This window comes from Enterococcus sp. DIV0183 (assembly GCF_050541505.1).
GTDB classification, from domain to species: domain Bacteria; phylum Bacillota; class Bacilli; order Lactobacillales; family Enterococcaceae; genus Enterococcus; species Enterococcus faecalis.
In genome coordinates this window covers 659,001-681,501 of record NZ_CP172932.1, presented here as the reverse complement: position 1 = coordinate 681,501, position 22,501 = coordinate 659,001, and the positions used below count along the sequence as shown (strand labels likewise).

Below are 22,501 nucleotides of genomic sequence, written 5' to 3'. Positions count from 1 at the left end.
TCAGATAACTTTTACTAAACAATAGTTATCTTTTCTTTTTTTTAGAACGAATTAAAAAAATTTTACCGCCTTCTTTTTCCCATTAAAAATAGATTACATTTGTCGAAATCGCATTTTTATAGCATACTAGTAATAAGATACATTTTCAAAATATTTAGTTGAGGTGAGTAAGTTGATAGAATTTCAGCATGTATCAAAATTTTATAAAGGCGGAAAAGTCGCCGTTGATGACATTAATTTGTCTTTCGATAAAGGTGAATTTATCTGCTTCATCGGAACAAGTGGTAGTGGAAAAACAACATCAATGCGGATGCTTAACCGCATGACCGACCCTTCAAAAGGAAAAATTTTAATTGATGGCCAAGATATTCAAAAAATCAATCCTGTAGAGCTACGTCGCCAAATTGGCTATGTCATTCAAAATATCGGCTTGATGCCTCACATGACCATTCGTGAAAATATCGTTTTAGTGCCTAAATTATTAAAAGTACCTGTGGAAGAACGCAATAAGATAGCCGAAAAAATGATTGATTTGGTTGAGTTACCACGAGAAATGTTGGACCGCTATCCCAATGAACTTTCTGGCGGACAACAACAAAGAATCGGCGTTGTGCGGGCTTTAGCTGCCAATCAAGATATTATTCTAATGGATGAACCTTTTGGTGCTTTAGATCCTATCACCCGTGATTCATTACAAGATTTAGTGAAAGATTTGCAAGAACGTTTAGGAAAAACTATTGTCTTTGTTACCCATGATATGGATGAAGCGTTGAAATTAGCAAATAAAATTGCCATTATGAGCGAAGGCAAAGTAATTCAATTTGACACACCAGATAATATCTTACGTCATCCAGCCAATGAATTTGTAGAAGAACTCATCGGAGAAGATCGCCTATTACAAGCCAAACCTGATTTCACCACTGTTGATGAAGTCATGTTAAATTCAGCTATTACTATCACGCCGGAAAAATCTTTACAAGAAGCGATTAAATTGATGCGTGAAAAACGGGTTGATACCTTATTAGTTGTTGATAATTCCCATGTGCTTAAAGGCTTTATCGATGTTGAAACATTAGATCAGCAACGTGGCAAAGCTTCTAGTGTCGGTGATATCTTGAATAAAGATGTCTTCTTTGTTCAAAAAACCGCTCTTTTACGTGATGCTTTACAAAGAATCTTAAAACGCGGCTTAAAATATGTGCCAGTCGTTGATGAACAAAAACGAGTGGTGGGCATCTTAACACGTGCTTCCCTTGTTGACATTGTTTATGATGTTATCTGGGGCGATGAAACAACGATTAGTGAAGCTGTAGAAGCAAAACAAAGCGAGTCCGAAACTGATAAAGAGGAGGCGTAAGCAATGAGTAGCTTCTTTCAAGAATATGGATCAGAAATGATTTCAAAAAGTATTGAACATATTTATATTTCATTCTTTGCACTTTTATTAGGGGTCGCTATCGCTGTGCCCGTTGGCGTTTGGTTAACCCGTTTGCCCAAAGTAGCCAATATTGTCATTGGTTTAACAAGTGCCTTACAAACGGTTCCTTCATTGGCTTTATTAGCTTTGATGATTCCAATTTTTGGTGTCGGCAAAACACCCGCTATTATCGCGCTATTCATCTATTCCCTTCTACCTATTTTAAGAAACACGTATATCGGAATGAAAAATGTCGATGAAAATTACCGAGATGTTGCTAAAGGCATGGGCATGACCAATTTACAGTCTATTTTTAGTGTTGAATTACCCATTGCCATGCCAACAATTATGGCCGGTATTCGTTTAGCTGCTGTCTATGTCATTGCTTGGGCTACACTGGCTTCTTATATTGGTGCAGGTGGTCTTGGTGATATGATTTTCAGTGGATTAAATAACTATCAGCCAGAATTAATCTTTGGCGGGACTATTCCGGTAACTATTTTAGCGCTTTTAGCAGATGTTCTTCTTGGATTATTAGAAAATCGTTTAACGCCAAAAGCTTTAAGGGAGGGCGAATAATGATGAAAAAGAAACTCAAGTTAAGTTTACTCTTCTTAAGCAGTTTACTTTTATTGGCAGGTTGTTCTTTACCTGGTCTCGCTTCAACTTCTGATGATAACACTGTCGCCATTACAGGTGGGATTACTTCAGAAGCGCAGATTTTAGGGAGCATTGTAGCGGATATGGTGGAGCATTACACAGATAAAAAAACAAATGTGATTAACAACTTAGCTACTACTACCATCAATCACCAAGCAATGTTAAACGGAGATGCCTCAATTTCTGCAGCTCGTTATACTGGTACTGACGTGACTACTACGCTGGGCTTACCAGCGGAAAAAGACCCTAAAAAAGCGTTTAACCTAGTTCAATCAGAATTTGAAAAACGTTATCAACAAACTTGGTTCCCTTCATATGGATTTGAAAATACTTATGTATTCTTAGTTACAAAAGAAACGGCTGAGAAATACAATTTAAAAACAGTCAGTGATTTAGGGAAAGTCGCAGACAAATTAGTTGCTGGTGTCGATACTGCGTGGATCACACGTGAAGGCGACGGTTATGAAGGCTTTAAAAAGGAATACAACTTCCAATTTAAATCTATTTTACCAATGCAAATTGGCTTGGTGTACGATGCAGTCAACGCTGGAAAAATGGACGTTATCTTAGGTTACTCAACAGACGGCCGGATTGGTAGTTACGATTTAGTCATGTTAAAAGATGACAAGCGCTTCTTCCCGCCTTATGATGCCGCTCCTGTGGTTAGTGACAAATTATTAAAAGAAACGCCGGAAATCAAAGATGTATTAAATCGCTTAGATGGTAAAATTTCTACCAAAAAAATGCAAGAATTGAACTATCAAGCAGATAATGATTTAATTGAACCTGCGGTCGTAGCCGAACGTTTCTTAAAAGAAAATAACTATTTTGAGGGGGAGTAACAGATGAATAATATGAATTTATTCCAACAATTTATCTACTATTTCCAACAAAATGGCGGCTACGTCTTTCAACAATTTTTACGTCACTTTTTAATTTCGATTTATGGCGTAATCTTTGCTGCAATTGTCGGGATTCCTATTGGGATTATGATTTCACGTAAACGTAGCTTAGCCAACTGGATTATCCGTTTAGCGAACATTATCCAAACAGTACCAGCTTTGGCAATGCTTTCGATTTTAATGTTGGGAATGGGCTTAGGCGTCAACACGGTGGTTGTAACGGTCTTCCTTTATTCTCTCCTACCAATCATCAAGAATACGTACACTGGCATGATTCAAGTGGATCGCAATATTTTAGATGTTGGTAAAGGAATGGGTATGACAAAAGTACAACTTCTTTATATGGTCGAGTTACCTTTATCTGTTTCCGTAATCATGGCAGGTATTCGAAATGCGTTAGTCGTCGCAATCGGGATTACTGCGATTGGTGCTTTCGTTGGAGCTGGTGGTTTAGGGGATATTATTATTCGTGGAACCAATGCCACAGATGGTGCTTCTATCATTTTAGTCGGTGCCTTACCAACGGCCTTTATGGCGATTATCACAGATTGGGTTCTAGGGATTATTGAACGGCGTTTAGACCCAGCTAGCAAACATTCCAATTAATAAAAAATACAGAGCAGATCCAACATTGTTTCTTTTCAATGGGATCTGTTCTTTTATCTAGGAGATCAATAATGTCTAACTATACTATTATCAATTTAAACCAACAACCACACTTAATTCCGTCAGCTGCTCAATGGTTTAGCCAAAAGTGGCAAATCCCCGCTGAAGCGTATCAAGGAAGTATGCAGGAAATGCTAACTAGCGAAAACCACGTACCACATTGGTGGGTCTGCTTGAATAAACAGCAGGACATCGTTGCAGGCGTGGGCGTAATTGATAATGACTTCCACAATCGTGCAGACCTTACGCCAAACCTTTGTGCATTGTATGTCGAACCAACATTTCGTCACCAAGGCTTAGCAGGAATTCTTTTAACAACAGTTGGTGATTTTCTTGCTAATTCTGGATTTAAAAAGCTTTATTTGCTCACAGACCATACTACTTTTTATGAAAGATATGACTGGGAATTTTTGACAATGGTAACCACCGAAGAGCAGTCTTGCGCTAGAATTTATCAAAAACAATTACGTCAATAAAAAAATCTGCCATCAAAAGATAGCAGACTTTTATTTATTTTTTCAAGTGATAACTATAGGTAGCCACAATAATATTTTCCCGCCACGCTAAACGAATCCGCAAGCGTAAACTTGTTTGGTTATGCAAAATATTTTGCCAACGTTTATTCGGTACAAATTGTGGTACTAAAACCGTTGTACTGTAGTTATGCTTCGTGGCATTTTTACTAACCAAATCAACATAACGTAAGATAGGATTTTGCAGTGAACGATACGAAGAATGGACAATTGATAGACGAACGTCCGGGAAGTGTTTTTTAAACTCTTCCTGAATTTCTTTTTCCTTCTCAACATTTTCATCCATTGAGACATGCATGGCAACGACATAATCGCCAATGGAACGCGCATAATTCAAGGCGCCGACATTTGCCTTGGTTACGTTCCCTACTAGAACAATAACTGTATTCCCATCAAACTCATGCAACTGTGCCCCATCTTCTAAACGTAGCTGTTCCGCCACATTTTTATAGTGAGTGTTGACCCGATAAAATGCATAAATCAACACCGGCATAATAATAAAGAATGGCCAGATGTCCCCTAATCGATAAATAAACAAAATGGCGATAATCGCGAAAGAGATAAAGGCGCCGACAATGTTAGCAATTGATTTTGGCAACCAATTTTTAGTTTCTTTTCGCCATTTTACAACCATCCCCGATTGAGACAAAGCAAACGGAATAAACACACCAATTGAATACAATGGGATTAAACGTTCTGTGGAACCTTGGAAAATCAATAATAAAACAATGGAACCAGCAGCTAAAGTTAAAATACCATTTGAATAGCCTAAACGGTCGCCACGATCCATATACATATGTGGCATAAACTTATCTTTGGCTAAGTTATAAGCCAAAACTGGAAAGGCTGAGAATCCTGTGTTAGCGGCAACCGCTAAAATTAAGGCTGTCGCAAACTGTAATAAATAATATAAAATATTTTGACCAAAGACCGCTTTCCCAATTTGTGAAAGAACTGTCACTTCTTCTTTGGGCACAATCCCATACCAATAGTTAATAAACGTAATCCCCACGAAGAAGAACCCTAAAATCGTTGCCATTAACGCTAACGTCCCAGCAGCATTTTTTGCTCGTGGTTTCTTAAAGAATGGCACTGCATTACTGATTGCTTCAACCCCTGTTAAGGAAGAAGAACCAGATGAAAAAGCCCGTAAAACTAAGGCAATAGAAATTCCTGGAACCACGGCTCCTGGTAAAGCTGTCGCATTCAATGGCTGTGCGCCAGTCACAATTTTAAATAGCCCAACAACAATCAGTAAGGTAATAATTGCGATAAAACTATACACTGGCAACATTAAGAACGAAGCTGATTCTCTCAGGCCCCTCAAGTTCATTAAGGTAATCAATATCACAATCCCAATAGAAATTGCTACTTGATGACCATATAACGCTGGAATCGCCGATATAATCGCCTCTGCACCCGCTGAAACTGAAACGGCTACTGTTAGCATATAATCGAGTAACAACGAACCACCAGCCAATAAACCGGCATTTCTGCCGAGGTTTTCACTACTAACAACGTATGCGCCGCCGCCATGCGGATACGCATGAATAATTTGTCGGTACGACAATGTTAAAGAAATAAGTAAAATAATAACAAATGCAGCAATTGGCAATGAATACCAAATCGCAGCCGCCGACAAAGTAACCAGAACCACCACTATTTGTTCTGTACCATACGCAATGGATGAAAGTGCATCAGAAGATAACAACGCAAGCGCTGCAAATCTGCTTAATTTATGTTCATCATTTTCGGCTGATTTCAATGGTTTCCCAATGAACAGTCGTTTTAAATCCGCCATTTTTTTCTACTCCTTTTCTCTAGAGTGACCCGCTCACTTTTTTCATTATTTTTTATCAAACAAATCCATATGCTACGCTTCTCACAATGAAAAGTCAATTGATTTTTGTTACTGAAAAAGATAAAAAAATCACCATCTTTTTTTAATCAGACACTCATTTAAAGTCCCCCGCTTCCTTTATCTTATCAAGAGAATCCAGATAACAAAAGGATTTGCATTCTCTAAACAAAAAAGCGAGAGCTAAAAGTCTATTTGACCTTTTGGCTCTCGCTTAAAAACTTAGTTAATTATTCCCTTTTATTGTAACAAGTACGTATGATCGAAGGTAATTTCCACTTTATAACGACCAATTTTTTCATAAACTTGCCGTTGAATTTCCACACCCAGTTCAAATTCAGATAATTTTGATTCTGTAGGCAAAACCAAGTCGAACAAAATCTTTGGCTCTTCGCCATGGGTAACTAAGCGGATATCATGGACTTTTAAAGACGCATCAAAAGAACGAATAATCTTTTTGATTGTTTGATGAACAAATTGTTGTGTTGGGTCATACAAATTCACTGGATCAATATGACAAACAAGATTAACATCCAACTCTTCTTTAAACTTCGCTTCAATCGCATCGATTGTCTGATGGGCTTTATTTAAATCCCAGCGATCATCAATTTCAATGTGAACAGACGCAAACGTTTGGCTGGGACCATAATTATGAATCAGTAAATCGTGATATCCTACAATTGTTTCCATTTTTGATAAGACATTTTTCATTTCATCAATTTCTGTTTGGCTCGGACGCATACCCATCAACTCATTAATAAATTCGCGAATTAACTGCAAGCCACTATAAATAATATATGCAGCAATTAAAAAACCAATATATCCATCAATTCGCAAACCAGTGACGCCTTCAATAAATGCAGAAATCAAAACAGCTAATGTAGTATAAACATCATTAAAGCTATCCTTAGCAGAAGCAACTAATGCTTGAGAATCAATTTTTGCTGATACTTTTTTGTAAAACAGCCCTTGCCAAATTTTAATCCCAATTGATAAAGCTAAAACAGCAAATAAAATGGGTGTCACCTTGATTGATTCTGGATGCAGGATGCGATCCACGGAGGTCGTTAGAAACTCAAACCCAATAAACGTAATCACTAATGATACAAGCATTCCACTAATATATTCAAAACGTTCATGGCCATAGGGATGTTCTTTATCCGCTGGCTTACCAGCAATATAAAAACCGACTAATGTTAAAACTGAAGAAATAGTATCGGACAAGCTATTAATGGCATCTGCCATGATTGAAACACTACCTGAAAGCAAGCCAATCATAAATTTACTAACGAATAAAAATAAATTAGAAACAAGCCCAATCCGCCCGGCAAAAGCACCGAATGCTGTTCGTTTTTCCAATTTACGACGTTCAATTTTTTTCTCATATCGTTGAAGCAATGCTTGAATCATTTTACAACCCCTACCCACTTTTTATTTCTTAAAAAAATACTATAAAACCTTTTTATACATTTGTACACAAAAAACCTCACTTTCTGAGGGAGATTTTATTATTTAGCATTGCCAAAAAGTCAAAAGCAAGAGCCCCCAAAACTTCTTTGTTAGGGTTGCCTTGAAAATAAAGAAAAACAAAAAGCCGAAAACGCTAGAGACGTTTTCAGCTTTTTGTTTTTTAATGGAATAAATGGCTCTTTTGTGCTAAAGCCGCAAATTTTTTCGATCTGTGTTCCAGATGTGGATAAAGAATTGCACCGCCAATACTAAAGACGACTGAAATCCCCACCATAATCCAAATTGCAAACCAAGCATTTGGCCAGTAAATGCCTCCTGCTGATTCCCTTAGCAAGTTCACGGCATGCGTAAACGGCAAGAACGGATTAATCATTTGGAAGAATTTACCTGAGACTTGAATTGGGTAGTTCCCACCCCCACCAGAGATGGATAGTACCAAGATTATTATCGCAATTCCTTTCCCTACATTGCCAAAGAGAGCAACAAGCACATAAACCATTATCATAAACGTAATGGCAATCAATACCGCAAACCAGACGCTATACGCTGGATTACGAACATCTACGCCTAACGCAAAGTAATTACCTAAGGTTACAATCAGTGCTTGACCAATCCCCATGACAATGAAGGTAAACATCCGTGCTGAAAATTGTTCCCGTTTAGAAAAGCGTTTTTTATCTTTTCCTTCAAGATAAACATCTGTTGTCGCAACACTTGAAAATAACACAGCGCCAACCCATAAACACAAAGCTGTATAGAATGGGGTACTTGCCGAACCATTATTAGCAATCGGATAAACAGCATGTTCTTTGACTTCAACTGGTTGTGTAAAGAAGTCACTTTCTTTATTGGCATCTAATTTTAGTAATTTAAGAATTTCGCCTAAATCAACTTCTTTTTCACCTTTACGGATTGCATTCGCTGCTTTGTGTAATCCTGTTTTGATATTTGGCCAATCATTAATAATCAGCTCGTTGGCTTTGTCTAAGGCCGCTTCAACATCTGGCATTTTCTCATTGACTGTTTTCAAGGTATTCGTTAAATCTTTTCGGATACCTGGATAGTCATTTTGCATAAAGGCTGCCGCTTTGCTGACTTTATCTTGAATGACTGGTAAATCGTTTTTGTACAAATCAGCACCACGGTTAATGCCATTGACAATGGTTTCCATATTGCCATTCAACATCGTATTCGCATCATGAATTTCTTGTTTAATTGCCGGCATTTCGGCTTGATATTTTTCTAATAAAGAAATCGCATTAGTGACCGTTTGACTTGTTGAACTCAATAACCCTTCAAAGTCAATTTGTTGTGCTTTGTTTAGTTGACCTTGAGCGTTTTGGATGGTACTAGTTAGTTTGTTTAAAATGGTTGAAACGGTATTACTAATTCCGTTTACATCAACACTGCCCACAATACTAGAAATATTAGTTGCCATTTCGTCAATCTCATTTAAATAATTTTGTACTCCAGAGATATCACCCGCTTGGACTAAAGCATTTAATTGATTCAAGCGATTGCTAAAATCTGTTAATAAATCATTTACATGGCTTAATTGAGCAATCGCACCATCTAAGTCATGATTACCAGCATTTTCTTGCAGTTGTTTCATAAACGCAATAATGTCGTTAATTGCTTGCTGTTGCCGTTGGATATTAGTTGTGAAATCTTGTACTACTTCATTAATATGTTGTTTTTCTTCTGGCGTTAACTGTCCATCATCTAACGCTTGACGAATAGTCGCGACTACAGAAGTTGTTGTTGTAGCAACTTGCTGGATAGATTTCAAAGTCACTTCAACGCTATTCGTAATGCTTGGTAACGCCTCTTGCAATTTATTGGCGCCATCTAATGTGACATTCCCTAAATCATTGGCTTGATCACCTAGTTTACGAATATCTGGTAACGCCGTTTGGACTTGTTGAATGATTTCTAATCCTTGTTTTGCTTCTTGGATTCCTTCGCTCATTGTTTGTTCCACAGAGGCAAAGTCTTCATCAATCATAGCAATTTGTCGGCCAGCGTTTTGAATTTCTGGAATTTTTTCTTGTAACGTCAAAATAACACTAGCTTGTTCTTTGATGCTTGGCATTTTGCCATTTAGCTCAACAATCTTCTCTCCTAAAGCATCAACTTCAGGTAAATATTTCATCGCATCGTTGGCTTTCGCTAATTTTTCTTTTAGCTCAGGCATCTTACCATGTAAGTCTGTGACTTGTTTCGCGTACGTGTCAATGGTTCCAATGTTGGCATCTGTATCTAAAATCATGCTCTTAACTTTTTGAATGCTGACCATGTTTTTATCAATATCATAGCCAATATCATTGAATGTTTTGATTAACGTACTACTTGCCGTTTTGATGAATTCTTCCGAAATTTGTGACTGAATGGAAGAAGCGCCTTTTGACGTAATTTTCGGCGCAATTGCATTAATTTTTTCATTGATTGAGTATTCAATTTTAGGTTTATTGATGTCACCAGAAGTAAAACTTAGCAAATCTTTGGAAAAATCTTTAGGTAAATAAATCCCGGCAAAATATTTTCCTGATTGGACCCCTTTGTCTAATTCCTTTTTCGAATCAACAAAACGCCAACCTAATTGCTTGTTTTTCTTCAAGTTTTTCAAGACTTCATCACCAATATTGACCGATTTATCTTGAAAAGTTGCTGTTTGGTCATCACTATAGACCGCTATTGGTAACTCTCCTGTATTTGAATACGGATCCCATAGTGCTTTAATGTTAAACCATGCATATAATGATGGAATAATCATTAAGGCAACAATCAAAAATGTTGCTACTGGGTTTTTAAAAATTCTTTTCCAATCTAAAATAAATAGTTCCCATGTATTTTTTATATGTTTCATAAAATCACCTGCTTTTTTTTGTGCCTGAATAACTTTAGCATAAAATACAAGAGAATAACAAACAAAAGCTTGAATGTTACGACACATTTTTAAAATGTCGTAAGTTCAAGCTAAGATTGTTTATTTCATATTTTTAGAAAATTCCGAAACGACTTGTTTAACTTCATCAATGGCTTCTGGTTTTAAATAAGCCAAAAGTTTTGGTGCTTTTGTCATCAAGTACATTTTATCTAATTTGCCTGTTTGTTGGCGTTCAAACATTTCTGCAAGTAGCGCTTGCATTTTTTCTTTTTTATCTTCTTTTGTTCGATTTAGTATGAACGTTAAGAATTGTTCTTGTCCTTCTTTCATTCCCTATCCCTCCTTACAAACGGATTCTTTTCTATTATAAAACTTCTTTTTTAGAAAGGATAGTCCTTTTTTTAGGATCTATGATTTTGTGTACAGACTTAGCATGTCTTTTTTGGCGGATAAAGGTAAGCCGAGTCCCTCTTTTAAATAGCCCTCTACCGAACCAAATTCTTTTTCAATCGCCTGTAAAGCGGTCGCTAAGTACTCTTTTTTCACATAAAGCAGCGTTTCTAATTGTTGAATTTCTGCTGGAGGCGTTCCATTTGCTTGATATTGCGCAATAATTTGCTCGTTAGCGGTTTTTCTTTGCTCGTTCGTCTTTAAATAATCTTCTAAAATATAAGAATGTTCCACACCTAAAGCACTTAATATCAAGGCTGCGCCGATTCCTGTTCGATCTTTTCCTGCGAAACAATGAAATAAAATAGCTTCCTGTGGATAACTTAAAAAGTTTTCAAAAAATGTTTGGTAACCTTTGCGCCCCGAATTGGAAAGAACCATTTCTTTATAAGCCATGTCCATTGCTTCATCGGGTGAACCAACCGTTTTAAGCATTCCTTCTAATGAAGCAGTCTGCGCCTGAATATCGGCCAAAATATCTATATGTAGATAGTTGGTTCCTTGAATTGAATCATCTGGTCGTTCTTGCGTTTCCGCTGCACTTCTAAAATCATAGATTCGTTTAATTTGATAGTCCTCTACCAGTTTCTGTTGATCCGCTTGTGCAACATTGACGAGTTCACCACTCCGAAAAAAATGTCCTGTCTTGACAACTGTGCCTTGTTGCGTTGGAAATCCTCCAATATCTCTAAAGTTCACTACGCTGTTCATGTTCTGTCGCTCCTTCATTTTAATTATTTTGTTGTCATTTAAATACTTTGTTTTTTCTTATTATTTCTTTTTCTCAACGATAATAAAAAACACCTCAAAAAACAATCTTTTTATCAGTTGTTTATTGCCATTTTATCATAGATACAGTATTCTTAAAAGAGAGGTGAGTAACGATGCTAAAACGAGATTTTTTAGAAAAGCCTTATGATTATATGAATGATATTTTATTGTTCCTATATAATAATAAAGGTCAAGCGACACGAAATGAATTAGTAGATTTTTTCAATATTAGTTTACCAACATTGAATGAGTATCTTTCTTTTTTAGAGCAATTTTTGAAAGAAGAGCAACTTCAAGAAAACCTCACCTTAACAGTATTAGGTGACACTCTATATCTAAATAAAGCGCCTACCTTTTCCATGAAAGCAATGATCATGTTGTTCTTAGATAAATCTATTAAGTTTCACATGGTCCAGCAACTCTTCCATAAAAATGAAATAAATGGCGGGTATTTCCAACAGAATTATGCCATTAGCTCTGCTACCTATTATCGAAAAATTGTTGAATTAAATGACTTACTCAATGAGTTTAATTTACGTATCAAACGAGGAAAACTTGTCGGCGAAGAAAAACAAATTCGCTTTTTCTTTTTTAATTTTTTCTGGTTTATCTTTGAAGAAAAAACAGATTTAGAAAAAGAACTGGCCAATCAATACCTAGGATTAATCGAGATACTACAAGAAATCCCCAGAATTACCTTTGACCATACAGAAATTCTCCAAATTAAACTTTGGATGAAAATTTCTTTTCGTCGCATGGTTTTAGAACCCCTGCCAACGATTAGTCCACATGATGTCCAACTCGATCGACCTTTATTTGAAGAAATTAATTTATCTATACATACATATATGAAAAGAATCGACCGTCCATATACAATCAATGAAGCCTATATGTTTTATGACTTTTTTTGTTCCATGCATAATTATTCTGCGAATGCTGCTTTCGCCTTTCGTTTAGCAAAACAACAACGAATTGAAAAAACGTATCTTAACGAAATGAACCGGGTCATTTTAACGTACCTTAAAGCACGTGGTTATTTATCCCATTACGTGCTGCCTATTCGGCTACTTTATATTGAAAATTTACTTTTCCAATTACATGCGCAACTCTATTATTTTTCAGGATTTATTTTACCCTTTGATTATTGGACAATTCAGTCACTTTTGAAAGTCGTACGTCATCCTTTTAGCGAAAGTGAAGTTTACGAATTAGTGGAGATCGCTACAACGAACTTTGCCACAAAAGTCACTGCTTCTAAGTACCAAAATCAATTTACTGAAATTAATTATACACTTATTTTGAATCACATTGCTGAATTAAATGAAAAAAAAATAACGATTGGTGTTTATCACTCACTGAGCAGTGCTTATAGCGAGTTGGTAGCACAAAAAATACAACAGAGTATCGCTGGAAAATATCCGCTGAAAATTGAGCCTTACAACGCAGAAAACCATTATGATTTGCTTTTAATGAATACCAATAATGAACAGCTCGTTGCCCAGTATGACCATTACTATATTTTTTCGGATATTAGTAATCGTTACGACCTACAATCAATTGAAAAAATCATTCAATTGTTATTGGGCAAATAATCTCTAATAAAAAAAGCTTAAGTGCCCTACTCTCAGATGGCTGACTTAAGCTTTTTATTTTACTTTCCCTATTTCCTTAAACGGCGCCATTTTAAATACCACGATTCCTTCAATCGCTTGTATCTCGACAAAGCCGAACGTACGACTATCACTTGAATGCGTACGATTGTCCCCTAAGACAAAGTAATGACCAGCTGGAATCTTCTGAAACAGGCGAAGTTGGGCTGCCGCTTCTTCTGATAAGTCAAAACGACTGGCATTCTCAGGCAGTGCCTCATTATCGCTTGCTATAGGTTCTTCTGAAAGATAAAGTTTTCCCTCGTTTACCCAAATTCGATCACCAGGAACCCCGATGATTCGCTTGACGTACGTACCTTTGCTAGCTAGCGGTGCTTTAAATGCAATCACATCGTACCTTGCTACTTGCTTCGTCCGTTGTACTAAGACTCGTTCCCCTGCGTTAAGTGTCGGCTTCATGGATTGCCCAGCAATTGGGTAGCTAGATGTCTTTAACACAAAAAAGAACACAAAAATGGCGAAAAGAATAGCTGGCATAAAAAATTTAACGACTTGGACGCGTTGTTTCTTTTGGTAGGCTTGCCGCTTTTTTTTAATCTCTTCAGCGGTCATTTTTCTTTTCGGTCCTCTTATTGATTGATGGTTATCTGTTTGCTCAAGCAAATATTCCATTGCTGTGTTAACCTTTTGCTTTTTTAGCTGATATGTCGCAGGCAACTTTTGCTTCAAGAAGGCGCGCTTAATGTGGCGAATTGTTCGCATAACGGGCTTTATCCATTCTTCCATCGTTTTCTTAAAAGGAAAAGCTTCTTAAATAAACTTTTCCTTTCTTGCTCCTTTTTTCTATTTAACTAATTGCGTTCCTTTTTTTATATAACTACTACGTAACTGGTTTTCCTTCATAAACTGATTCAATGGTTTCTGCGCATCTTGTGCCAGCTCCCAAATACTTTGATTTGCTTCTACAAGATATTCGCTCTTCTCTGTTACTATGTTTTTCCTGATAAGCGGTTGCCTTAGCGACTGCTCTTCCTTTGAGACAGCAGCAGCCTGTAATCTTTCTGCGGAGCTACTTAATGTAACAGCTAAAAAAAGGACCCCAAGACAATGTAGTTTCCTTGCTCCCGTTAACTTTTTACTGACCATTTTATTAATAGTTATCTTGTTCAAGACGTGTCAGTTTAGTTAAGCGTTCCTCTAATTCGCGATAAATCTCAAGTACTTCTACTTTTGATGCTTCGACTTCATTCGAAATACTTTTCGCTCGATTACCAATATTTAACATTTCTAATTCTGCGGAATTGATTAGGTGTTTTGCTTCTACTTTCGCTTCATTAACAATCCGATTGGCTTCTTTTTTGGCAGAAACCATCACTTCGCCAATTTCTTGTTGCGATTTTAAAGCCTCTTCTTGTAATTGCTGATTTTTCATTAATAAATCGTTAATTTGCTGTTTTGCGCGTAGCAGTTCTGTTAACTGCTCACTACTCGGTTCAATATTTTTTGAAACGGCTTGTAGTGTCTTCAATTCTTTTTGAACTTGTTCTAAACTGTCTTCTTTGGCCTCTACTTCTTTTCTTAGAGCAGCTAATTCCCCTTCGTAAACTTGCTTTTCAGCAAGATGTTTGTCATTGACACCTTGTAGTCGACCTAGTTTTACTTCCGCTTCATTTTTTTGCTGTAAACTATTTTGAAGCTCATTCTTTAACTCCTCCATGCGTTGTTTCACAATCACTTCTTGTTGGGCAGCCTCTTGTAAGGTTTGTTTTTCGGCTTCTACTTTTTGTAATTGTACAGTTAGTTTTTCAATTTGTTCCTGCAATGCTTGTTGAGTCATTGTGCTTTCTTCTAATTCTGTCGTTAACGTTTCTACTTGCTTTTCCATTCCTGTAATATCCCCTTTTTTCTCCAACTTTCCTTTTTCTTCTGCTAACTGGTTGTGTAATGTCTGGATATGTTGTTGCTGTTCAGCCGATTCTTTTTCTAATTCTGCCACTTGCTGCGTTAATTCACTTTCTAAACGTTCCATTTGATTATGTACAGTGGTTAATTGTTTTTCTGCATTTTGCAGATTTGTTTGAAGAGTAGTAGCCTCTGTCGTGGTTTCACTGTTTGTTTCCAGTTGCTCTTCCAATTCAAAAATTTCATGTTCTTTTTGATTTAGTATTTCAAGTAATGACTGATTTTTTTCTTCTAATGCTTGTTTTTCCGTTTCTTGTTGGTTCTTTAATTGCTCATTTTCTTCTTGAAGTTTTTTAAAGGCTGTTTCTTTTTTCTGATAGTAGGCGAGCCTTTCTCTTAACGTCGCCATTTCTTTTTCCTGTTGTTCTGGTTTGATTCCGCTAATTATTTTTTCTGGTTCGAATCCTGGCTGAAAAAAGACTTCTTTTTCAAGCGTATCATCCGAAATATCTTTAATTTTTTTGATTAAACGTCTTTTTGTCATATATATGTCCTTTCTCTCGTCCTTTTAACTAATCACGACAGGCTCCAAATTTGTTTCAAGCGTCTCACGAGCATACGTATCAATGGATTTGACAAGGGTTTGCTCTTGATCTCGATAAGTAAAATTAAAATCAATCATGGTGATTTCTTTAACTGAATTCAACGCTGCAATAAGTGCTACAATATTGTCTTGGCCTGTTTGAAATTCATGGTAACTTAAGCCAACTGAAAAAACAGACAGTGTCAAGGTTTGTGTTTTTTCACTTCTAATCATTGTGATACTCGTCTCTCCGAGGTAAGGACGCCATTCACGCGCTAATTGTAATTCATAATTAGTCAAGACAGCGGCCGATTCTGCCGAAACAGCTTGCTTCCAGGGAAACTGATTTAAGGCTGTTTTTTTAATCGCTTGTTTTTTTATTTTGTCACCTTGAGCAGCTTGGCCTTGTGCCAAACGCTCGATCCGCTGTTCCATGCGGATATTTCGTTGATTTAATTGATAATATGTATAAACAATTCCTAACAATAATACGCTAAGTAGACAAATACTAAACAATAAATAAATCATTAAACGACTATTTTTCTGATACTTATAGAAATTTATTTTCCTCTTTAATGTCCGGTCCTCTGAATCCAGTTTTTCGACAAGTAATCGCAAATACAATTGATAGCTTACAAATAAAAATAAGCAACTACTCATTAAAAGTACAACAATCATCATACAAATATAATCTCCTTTATGTCATCGCTCGACAATCAAAACTTGTAAAATCACCTGTTACGCTCTTTAAAAACTCTATATAGTATTGATTGTAACATTCCGTTTGAGCCTTGCCAACAACTTTATTTAAAATACGATGATAAAATTTTATATTTTATATTTATATTTTAATTTTTAAAATATAAAACAAAAAAGAGAGATGCCACTTGGCCATCTCTCTCGCTTTTACTCAAACTATGTTTAGCGAACCAAATTCAATCAGTCGCTTTTTAAAAAATCTAATTAGTCTTTGTTGATTTCATAGTAGCTATCGTTCTTTATGTAGCTGAATTTGCTTTTGCTGGGGCTGAATCGCTACTAAGTCCAACACTGATGCCTAAGGCACGATCAACTTCTTCCATAATATCAAGTCTCAAATGACAAACTTTTTCTTTCAAGCGGCCCTTATCGATTGTTCGAATCTGCTCTAAAAGAATCACTGAATCTTTTTCAATGCCTGTTTCATCAGAATTAATCCCGATATGTGTTGGCAATTTTGGCTTTGCCATTTTGGCTGTGATCGCCGCAACGATAATCGTTGGGCTAAAATGATTACCTAAGTTATTTTGGACAACAAGGACAGGTCTGACGCCACCTTGTTCCGAGCCCACTACTGGGGAAAGGTCTGCAAAATAAATATCTCCGCGTTTGACCATAGTGGAACCTCCTATCTAGTTATATTCTCTGGGGATTCTTTGTGAGAAAGTACATGCAACTTCATAATGAATGGTTTCTAATTTTTCGGCTACCATTTGTAACGTATTTTCTTCATTGCCATCTTTTCCAACTAATGTAACGACTGAGCCGACAGGAACTTCTTCTGCTAAACGAATCATACATTGATCCATACACACTCGTCCGACGATTTCGCAACGCTTACCATTCACGAGCACTGTAAATCCTTGGAGATGACGCAACCAGCCATCTGCATAGCCGATTGGCACTGTCCCAATCCATTCTTCAGCTTCAGTTACGTAGGTTTCGCCATAGCCAATCCCTTCACCAGCCGCTAAGCGTTTTACATGGATGAGTTCACTGGTCAACCGTAAGGCCGGCTTTAACGCATAGCTTGGGGCCAGCTTATTACCTGAAGGGTTCAATCCATACATGGCTACCCCATAGCGAATCATGTTTCCTGGCACATCAGGATGCCATAACGCTGTCGCACTATTGCTAACATGGACATACCGAGGTAACTCTTCTAAAACTGCTAGAACAGCCTTAAAACGCCCTGCTTGTTTTTCAAAATAGCTTGTATCGATTTCATCAGCTGTTGAAAAATGAGTAAAAATCCCTTCCCATAAAAATTCTTTGTGGGATTGAACAAACCGCACTGCTTGCTTAGTCTCTTCTGGGGTTAAAAAGCCAATCCGTCCCATGCCAGTATCGACTTTTAAGTGAACACGTAATGGCGTGTTACTCTCAGGCGTTAGTTGTTGAAGAGCAGCTTCTAACCATTCTTGTGTAGCTACCGTTACAGACAAATCATATTGAATCAACAAAGGCACATAAGCTAAGTCTACCACACTCAAAATTAAAATGGGGTCCTGAACACCTGCTTCTCTCAATTCAATTGCTTCATCCAATAAGGCGACACAAAAACCTGTCGCGCCACCTTTTTTCGCCGCTTTAGCGGATTCTACGGCGCCATGCCCATAGCCGTTCGCTTTTACAACCGCAAATAAAGCGGTTCCTTCTGGCAAACGTTGACATTCCTTTTGGACATTTTCAGTAATTGCTTGCGTATCGATATGTAACCGTGTAGGACGATGCCATCCAACGACCATTGTACATCCTTCTTTCTTCGTTGCTTCTATTATTCGCTTTCTAAAACAATTTGTGCAATCGCCATAGTATCTGTGTGCGTAATCGAGACAAACACTTTACCATTATGGGGCGAGTTTGCTACGTATGGTGCACCTGTCTTTTCAGTCAGCACCTCAATATCTTGTAAACCAACTTTACCAATCCCTGTGCCCCATGCTTTAGAAAACGCTTCTTTACAAGCAAAACGACCAGCTAAAAATTCTATTTGACGTTTTGTAGATAACTTTTCAAAAAGGGTCAATTCGTTAGGTGTTAAAACCCGTTGAATAAACGATCCTTGTTTTTCAACAATCGGTTTTATCCGACTTAATTCTACTGCGTCAATACCAATTCCCTTTATCATTTTCCGCCTTACTTCCTATTTAATATAGTTACTCCGAATTACCTTTCATTTTAACAAAATTTCAAAATTTTTCCACTGATTCGCTAAAAAAATAAAGAATGTTTTACAAGATCCTCACACAAATTGAAGTACCATACGTTTTCTTCCTATTTACATTTTTATAAAATTTTTCTGAATTTTTATAAAAGTAAGAAAACAACTAAGAAGTATCGGAAAAAAATCAGAAAACTAAGCGGATGTTCTGATATTTTATAGAAAATTTTGGCTACTTATGGGAGAATAAAAAGAAAAAGGAGAAAAACGTATGACTTTAACTTCTCGGCAAAAAAAGTTACTTCGTTGCGCCCTATTTATTTTTACTTTGTTGCTCTACATATTTCCAATCTTCTTTAAAAATCCCAGCCTATTTTTTCTCTTGCAACTGGTTTGGATTATAACCATTCATTTGCTACAACAAAAAATGAAACTCTTCAATGTAACTTCCCCGTTGAAAACTTGGATAATTTTGGCGTTTTTCTTTTTCTATATCATTTTGATGCCTTTTTTACTTTTTTTAAGTTTTTCTATTTAACGATTATCTACCAAAAAAGAGCGAGTGTTCCGTCTATGAACGGAACACTCGCTCTTTTGATTATTTGGCGTTTTCGCGAATGACGAAACCACGTTTTTTATCGTTATGACGTTTGCCGCCACGTTGATCTTTATTTTTGCGGTCGCTATTTTTGTAATTACGGTCGCCATCTTTATGGTTTTTGTTGCCACGATAGCTGCCACCTTTACCATTGCCACCACGGTTGCGATTACGGTTGTTCCCACCGCCACCACCACGGCCATTTTTGTTAAAGCCTTTTTTATTTGAAGGCAATGGTCGTTCTGGGGTAATTTTTACAGGAACCGCATCTGCTGGATCTTTCGCTACTGTTTTTAATAATAACGCAGCTAAGTCTGTCGCTGAATATTTTTCTAATAACGCTTCAGCAGATTCTAGATATTTGTCTAAACCATTTTCTTCTAGATCACTTTCGATGGTTTCAACAGCTGCACTTAATTGTCCTTTAAATGCTTCTTTTTCGGTTGGTGGACGTAATGGTGTCATCCGTTTTTTCGTTAGGTTTTCGATGACATGTAAGTAACCCATTTCGTTTGGTGTTACAAACGTCACAGACATACCACCTTTACCAGCACGACCTGTCCGACCAATACGGTGAACATAACTTTCTGGATCTTGTGGAATATCGTAGTTATAGACATGGGTGACACCTGAAATATCTAACCCACGTGCTGCTACATCTGTTGCCACTAAGATATCTAAGTTACCATTTTTGAATGAACGTAAAACGCTCATCCGTTTTTGTTGTGATAGGTCGCCATGGATGCCTTCTGCTTTGTAACCACGCGCTTCTAACCCGCGGGCAAGTTCATCAACACGGCGTTTTGTCCGACCAAAGACAATGGTCAATTCTGGGGTTTGCACGTCTAGTAAACGTGTCATAATGTCAAATTTTTCAAAGTCTTTTGAACGTACATAATATTGATCAATTAAATCAGCCGTCATTTCTTTGGCTTTAATCTTCACATGTTCTGGTTGTTTCATGAATTTCACGCCAATATTCTTGATTGCTGGCGGCATAGTTGCTGAAAATAGAAGTGTTTGACGTTGTTCTGGCACTTGTGAGATGATTTTTTCAATGTCTTCCAAGAAGCCCATGTTTAACATTTCATCTGCTTCGTCTAAAACTAATGTTTCAACAGTTTCTAATTTCAAGGTACGACGGTTAATATGGTCTAGTAAGCGTCCTGGTGTACCTACAACGATATGTGGACGATCTTTTAGTCCACGGATTTGGCGACCGATATCAGCCCCACCGTAAACGGCTTGGACGCGAATCTTTTTATCGCGGCCTAAACGGAATAACTCTTCTTGTGTTTGGATAGCCAACTCACGGGTTGGTGCAATGACTAATCCTTGAATAACGCGGTTGTCTGCGTCAATTTTGTTAAGCATTGGTAAGCCAAAAGCAGCGGTTTTCCCTGTTCCTGTTTGTGCTTGTCCGATTACGTCTTTTCCTGCTAACGCTAACGGAATTGTTTCTGATTGAATAGGGGTTGCTTCCTCGAAGCCTGCGCGTTCTACCGCTGATAATAATTCTGGCGCTAAACCAAGTTCTTTAAATTTCAAATGATATCCTCCTAGATTTTGTTTCGGAAAGAACGATTTCTTCCTAGTTTCAGGTGTCTTCACTTTCAGTTGTTAAAAAGAAATCCATTATAGTGTGCCAACTATTTCTTCTTTCCTGATTTCACCGAAAAATTCACCTTATGGCATTAGAAAAGCCAAACGTGGTCGTTCAGCTTCACATTTATTATTAAACATAGAAATAGATCTATTTTATTTACTACGATTCAATTTTTCTCGTCATCTTCCGGCAATAGGTCATTCTATCATAGAATCCTATTTTCAGCAAGTTTTATGAAACTTATTTACTTTTCCAAAAGTGCATCGATGACTTCACGAAGTCCCATCCCGTTACTTCCCTTTAAAACCACCATATCTTCTGGCTGTAAGACTTTTTTGACAGCTTCAATCAACTCATTTTTTTCTTCTTTTTTAAAAGAATGAATGTTAGCTGGTGCATAGGTTTCTTGCAATTTATCAGCTAAATAAGCCATTTCAGAACCATATAAAAAGACTTCTTCAATCGCATCTGGGGCTAAATGCTGCGCCATTTCTTGATGCATGGCAGCAGAATCAGGGCCTAATTCCAGCATGTCTCCTAAAACAGCAATTCGTTTTCCTACTTTGGACATTTTGCTAAAACTGTCCAGAACAAGACCCATAGCTGTCGGATTGGCATTGTACACATCACTTAAAATTTCGGCACCATTCGCTGCTTTCAGCCATTCTGTCCGATTCTTTGTTAGTTCCGCTGTAGCCAACCCTTTTTGAATCTCACTATCCGTTAATTGGAAATACCGACCAATGCCAATTGCGATTAATGCATTGGTGACATTATAGGTTCCTGGCACTGGAATCGTAAACGTCATTTGTGTATCACTGATTTTGAATGAGGTTTGCTCTTTGGCTTCATTTGTGACGATTCCTTGAAGTTGACTTTCCTGGCTAAAACCAAAAGTAATCACTTGTTGCGTAACTTTTTCCACCAATGGTTCTAGCAAAGGTTCATCGCTTGGCACAAATAAACTACCGTCTTTGGCTAAACCATCTACGATTTCCATTTTTGCTTGTGCAATGCCTGCTCGTGAACCTAAATTTTCCACATGGGCTTCGCCAATCATTGTAATGGCAGCAACTTCTGGCTGAGCCAGATTGGAAAGGAAAGAAATTTCCTGAGCATGATCCATGCCCATTTCTAAAATCAGTTTTTCTGTTTCATCAGGCATGTGTAAAATAGTATAGGGTAAGCCAATTTGATTATTGTAATTGCCTTGCGTTTTGTAAGTCACAAACTTTTCAGATAACACAGCAGCAATTAAATCTTTAGTGGTAGTTTTTCCATTACTGCCAGTCACAGCGATGACATTCGGTTGCATTTTATTTAAATAATAGGTAGCTAATTTTTGCATAGCAACCAGTGGATCAGTAACATGCAAAACAGGCAATTGTTGCGGTGCATCGACTAAATCCTGTCCCCAAAAAGCGGCCTGACAGCCATTAGCCATGGCACTCTCAATAAAACGATGACCATCATTTTCACCTTGTAAAGGAACAAAAAGGTTTCCTTTCACAATTTTACGACTATCAAATTCAATGCCTGTTAAAGGAAAATCAGGCCATTGTTGCCAATCATTACTGGCTTCAACCGCTTGCGCTACTTCCCAGAAGGTTAATTTCATTATGTTTTGCTCCTCTGACACAGGGACTGGGACATGCCAAAGTCTTG

Annotated in this window: 21 protein-coding genes; 7 read left to right on the top strand and 14 right to left on the bottom strand. The window is 37.3% G+C overall.

Annotated features, from left to right (window positions below):
• Positions 1 to 163 precede the first annotated feature (163 nt).
• The 5 genes from IGK72_RS03465 (at position 164) to IGK72_RS03445 (ending at position 4,121) form a co-directional block, all read left to right on the top strand.
• Positions 164 to 1,357, top strand: coding sequence for a betaine/proline/choline family ABC transporter ATP-binding protein (locus IGK72_RS03465; protein ID WP_002355745.1), 1,194 nt, complete (start codon positions 164 to 166; stop codon positions 1,355 to 1,357).
• A 3-nt stretch (positions 1,358 to 1,360) separates the two neighbouring features.
• Positions 1,361 to 1,996 (top strand): ABC transporter permease, encoded by a 636-nt coding sequence (locus tag IGK72_RS03460; protein ID WP_002355744.1) that lies wholly within the window; start codon positions 1,361 to 1,363, stop codon positions 1,994 to 1,996.
• Positions 1,997 to 1,998: 2 nt separating this feature from the next.
• Complete coding sequence (locus IGK72_RS03455) at positions 1,999 to 2,919, top strand: osmoprotectant ABC transporter substrate-binding protein (protein WP_002355743.1); 921 nt, start codon at positions 1,999 to 2,001, stop codon at positions 2,917 to 2,919.
• A gap of 3 nt (positions 2,920 to 2,922) precedes the next feature.
• Positions 2,923 to 3,585, top strand: a complete 663-nt coding sequence (locus IGK72_RS03450) for an ABC transporter permease (protein ID WP_002363261.1) — start codon at positions 2,923 to 2,925, stop codon at positions 3,583 to 3,585.
• A 71-nt stretch (positions 3,586 to 3,656) separates the two neighbouring features.
• Positions 3,657 to 4,121 (top strand): GNAT family N-acetyltransferase, encoded by a 465-nt coding sequence (locus IGK72_RS03445; protein ID WP_023895580.1) that lies wholly within the window; start codon positions 3,657 to 3,659, stop codon positions 4,119 to 4,121.
• A gap of 34 nt (positions 4,122 to 4,155) precedes the next feature.
• On the opposite strand, the gene IGK72_RS03440 is transcribed toward IGK72_RS03445, so the two are convergent.
• The 5 genes from IGK72_RS03440 to IGK72_RS03420 form a co-directional block, all read right to left on the bottom strand.
• Positions 4,156 to 5,979: an APC family permease gene (locus IGK72_RS03440; RefSeq protein WP_070416144.1), complete on the bottom strand. Its 1,824-nt coding sequence runs from the start codon at positions 5,977 to 5,979 to the stop codon at positions 4,156 to 4,158.
• Between the two features lie 297 nt (positions 5,980 to 6,276).
• Positions 6,277 to 7,446, bottom strand: coding sequence for a cation diffusion facilitator family transporter (locus IGK72_RS03435; protein WP_002386999.1), 1,170 nt, complete (start codon positions 7,444 to 7,446; stop codon positions 6,277 to 6,279).
• Between the two features lie 220 nt (positions 7,447 to 7,666).
• Entirely contained in the window at positions 7,667 to 10,372 is a 2,706-nt protein-coding gene (locus IGK72_RS03430; protein WP_002355738.1) for a YhgE/Pip domain-containing protein, read from the bottom strand.
• Positions 10,373 to 10,492: 120 nt separating this feature from the next.
• The gene (locus IGK72_RS03425) at positions 10,493 to 10,723 is read right to left on the bottom strand and encodes a hypothetical protein (RefSeq protein WP_002363254.1); all 231 of its coding nucleotides are present in this window, start codon (positions 10,721 to 10,723) and stop codon (positions 10,493 to 10,495) included.
• Positions 10,724 to 10,801: 78 nt separating this feature from the next.
• Positions 10,802 to 11,554 (bottom strand): tyrosine-protein phosphatase, encoded by a 753-nt coding sequence (locus IGK72_RS03420; RefSeq protein ID WP_002355736.1) that lies wholly within the window; start codon positions 11,552 to 11,554, stop codon positions 10,802 to 10,804.
• A 173-nt stretch (positions 11,555 to 11,727) separates the two neighbouring features.
• Here IGK72_RS03420 and IGK72_RS03415 point away from each other — a divergent pair, with 173 nt between their 5' ends.
• Positions 11,728 to 13,206: a helix-turn-helix domain-containing protein gene (locus IGK72_RS03415; protein WP_010826425.1), complete on the top strand. Its 1,479-nt coding sequence runs from the start codon at positions 11,728 to 11,730 to the stop codon at positions 13,204 to 13,206.
• Positions 13,207 to 13,260: 54 nt separating this feature from the next.
• Here IGK72_RS03415 and lepB read toward each other — a convergent pair whose 3' ends face one another.
• The 7 genes from lepB to acpS all read right to left on the bottom strand — a co-directional run bounded on the left by lepB (position 13,261) and on the right by acpS (position 18,599).
• Complete coding sequence (gene lepB / locus IGK72_RS03410) at positions 13,261 to 14,010, bottom strand: signal peptidase I (RefSeq protein ID WP_070416145.1); 750 nt, start codon at positions 14,008 to 14,010, stop codon at positions 13,261 to 13,263.
• Positions 14,011 to 14,067: 57 nt separating this feature from the next.
• Positions 14,068 to 14,394: a hypothetical protein gene (locus IGK72_RS03405; protein ID WP_002364740.1), complete on the bottom strand. Its 327-nt coding sequence runs from the start codon at positions 14,392 to 14,394 to the stop codon at positions 14,068 to 14,070.
• A complete protein-coding gene (locus tag IGK72_RS03400; RefSeq protein ID WP_070416146.1) occupies positions 14,375 to 15,670 on the bottom strand; it encodes a hypothetical protein in 1,296 nt (431 codons plus the stop codon). Before IGK72_RS03400 ends, IGK72_RS03405 begins: the two co-directional genes overlap by 20 nt.
• Positions 15,671 to 15,694: 24 nt before the next feature.
• Positions 15,695 to 16,390: a hypothetical protein gene (locus IGK72_RS03395; RefSeq protein ID WP_010826423.1), complete on the bottom strand. Its 696-nt coding sequence runs from the start codon at positions 16,388 to 16,390 to the stop codon at positions 15,695 to 15,697.
• Between the two features lie 317 nt (positions 16,391 to 16,707).
• Positions 16,708 to 17,085, bottom strand: coding sequence for a type II toxin-antitoxin system PemK/MazF family toxin (locus IGK72_RS03390; protein WP_002355729.1), 378 nt, complete (start codon positions 17,083 to 17,085; stop codon positions 16,708 to 16,710).
• Between the two features lie 15 nt (positions 17,086 to 17,100).
• Positions 17,101 to 18,216 carry an alanine racemase gene (alr, locus tag IGK72_RS03385; RefSeq protein WP_002355728.1) on the bottom strand — a complete coding sequence of 372 codons (1,116 nt, stop codon included), beginning with the start codon at positions 18,214 to 18,216 and terminating at the stop codon, positions 17,101 to 17,103.
• Positions 18,217 to 18,245: 29 nt separating this feature from the next.
• Complete coding sequence (acpS, locus tag IGK72_RS03380; RefSeq protein WP_002355727.1) at positions 18,246 to 18,599, bottom strand: holo-ACP synthase; 354 nt, start codon at positions 18,597 to 18,599, stop codon at positions 18,246 to 18,248.
• 304 nt (positions 18,600 to 18,903) lie between these two features.
• Between acpS and IGK72_RS03375 the strand changes: the two genes are divergently transcribed.
• Complete coding sequence (locus tag IGK72_RS03375) at positions 18,904 to 19,170, top strand: hypothetical protein (protein WP_010820702.1); 267 nt, start codon at positions 18,904 to 18,906, stop codon at positions 19,168 to 19,170.
• Between the two features lie 60 nt (positions 19,171 to 19,230).
• On the opposite strand, the gene cshA is transcribed toward IGK72_RS03375, so the two are convergent.
• Complete coding sequence (cshA, locus tag IGK72_RS03370; RefSeq protein ID WP_002355724.1) at positions 19,231 to 20,778, bottom strand: degradosome RNA helicase CshA; 1,548 nt, start codon at positions 20,776 to 20,778, stop codon at positions 19,231 to 19,233.
• A 302-nt stretch (positions 20,779 to 21,080) separates the two neighbouring features.
• Complete coding sequence (locus IGK72_RS03365; protein ID WP_023895574.1) at positions 21,081 to 22,454, bottom strand: UDP-N-acetylmuramoyl-tripeptide--D-alanyl-D-alanine ligase; 1,374 nt, start codon at positions 22,452 to 22,454, stop codon at positions 21,081 to 21,083.
• Positions 22,455 to 22,501 lie beyond the last annotated feature (47 nt).